Origin of the sequence: Hominilimicola sp. (genome assembly GCF_046972485.1) — a bacterium.
In the GTDB taxonomy this organism is placed as follows: domain Bacteria; phylum Bacillota; class Clostridia; order UBA1381; family UBA1381; genus Hominilimicola; species Hominilimicola fabiformis.
Genome location: NZ_JBKVWU010000211.1, coordinates 1 through 1,733, shown reverse-complemented (window position 1 = coordinate 1,733; position 1,733 = coordinate 1). Strand labels below are relative to the sequence as shown.

2 protein-coding genes are annotated in these 1,733 nt (G+C 39.4%); both read right to left on the bottom strand.

Annotated features, from left to right (window positions below):
* Window positions 1–908 (bottom strand): bifunctional N-acetylglucosamine-1-phosphate uridyltransferase/glucosamine-1-phosphate acetyltransferase (locus ACLTU0_RS11865; RefSeq protein WP_412322651.1); only part of this gene is annotated, 908 nt, incomplete at its 3' end.
* 22 nt (window positions 909–930) lie between these two features.
* Window positions 931–1,733, bottom strand: an 803-nt coding sequence (locus ACLTU0_RS11860) for a bifunctional riboflavin kinase/FAD synthetase (RefSeq protein WP_412322649.1), incomplete at its 5' end; no start/stop codon positions are given.

The window sequence follows — 1,733 nt, the reverse complement described above, 5'->3', positions numbered from 1 at the left end:
TGTATAACCGCTCTGTCAAGCATACTTCCCGAACCGATAACGCAGTCAGAGCCGATTTTTGTACCGCTCTTTATTGTGACGTTCTGACAAATTTCCGTATCATTGCCGATTTCAACGCCGTCTTCGATATAAACGCTTTCAGGATTACGCATTGTAACACCGTTTCTCATATGGTATTCATTAATACGCTTTTGCATAATCTTTTCAGCCTCATTAAGCTGTACTCTGTCGTTTATACCTCTGATTTCGTCATTGTCCGAAATTGCATAACCTCCGATTTTCTTACCGGCACTTAGAAGTATTTCAAGAGTATCTGTAAGGTAATATTCGCCTTGTGCATTGTTCGGAGTAATCTTATCAAGTGCATATACAAGCGACTGTGCGTCAAAAACGTACATTCCGGAATTTACTTCGTTAATTTTCTTTTCTTCTTCACTTGCGTCCTTTTGCTCAACGATTTTCAAAACAGAACCGTCATTATCTCTTACAATTCTTCCGTAACCTGTCGCATCGTCAAGAATTGCGGTTATAACAGTTGCTTGATTGCCGTTATTTTTGTGATATTCAATAGCCTTGTTTATTGTTTCGGCAGTTATAAGAGGAGTGTCACCGTTTAGAATAACAACCTCGCCCTTTGAATTTTTTATAACGTCGATAGCCTGCATAACCGCATGACCTGTACCCTTTTGTTCAGCCTGCAATGCAAATTCGCACACATCGCCGAGTACCTCTTTAACCGTTTCTGCCTTATGACCGACAACCGCGCAAACCTTGTCCGCACCTGCCGCCTTAGACGCGTCAATAACCCACTTTGAAAGTGGTTTACCGCATACTTTATGAAGTACCTTCGGCATTTTCGACTTCATTCTTGTTCCCATTCCTGCCGCTAAAATTACACTTGTAAACATAAATAACTCCTCTCAAAAACACTTATAAATCCATTTTTGATGTAACTTCCATATCGTGATGTATCTGTTCAATAAGTTTATCTACACCGTCAAATTTTATAACACCCCTGAGTTTTTTCGCAAAACTCACGCGTATATATTCTCCGTAAATATCCTCGTCAAAATCAAGGATATGACTTTCCACTGTCAAATTTCTTGCACCGAATGTCAGATTTTTTCCGACATTAACAACGCATTTCAAACGCTTTCCACGCACATACGTTATACCTGCGTAAACACCCTCTTCGGGAAGTGCCATATTCACGTCATAATCAACATTCGCAGTCGGAATACCCATTTTTCTGCCGTTCTGCAAACCTTTCACAACATTGCCTTCAATGCAATAACGTCTGCCCAAAAAACGTTCCGCTTTTTCCATATCACCGGCTTTTATAATGCTCCTTATGTATGTACTCGAAACGATTTTTCCGTCAAGCTTTATAACGTCCGTAACAAACACTTTAAATCCGTATTTCTCGCCAAACCATTTTAAAAGTTTGACGTCACCTTGTGCTTTGTAGCCGAAACTGTAATCATATCCGACACAAACAGCCTTTATATGAAGATTTTCAACAAGATACTGTACAAATTCTTCTGGAGTTTTTTTCATAAACTCCTTATCAAATTTCTCCATATACACAAAATCGGGCTTTTCACGTTCCAAAAGCTCCAACTTTGCCTCATTCGGCGTTATAAGCTCAATCTTATGCCCAACAACGTCATTTGTGTTTTCTTCAAACAACAGCACACCGCTTTTTAAGCCGTTTTCTTTTGCATATTTAATAC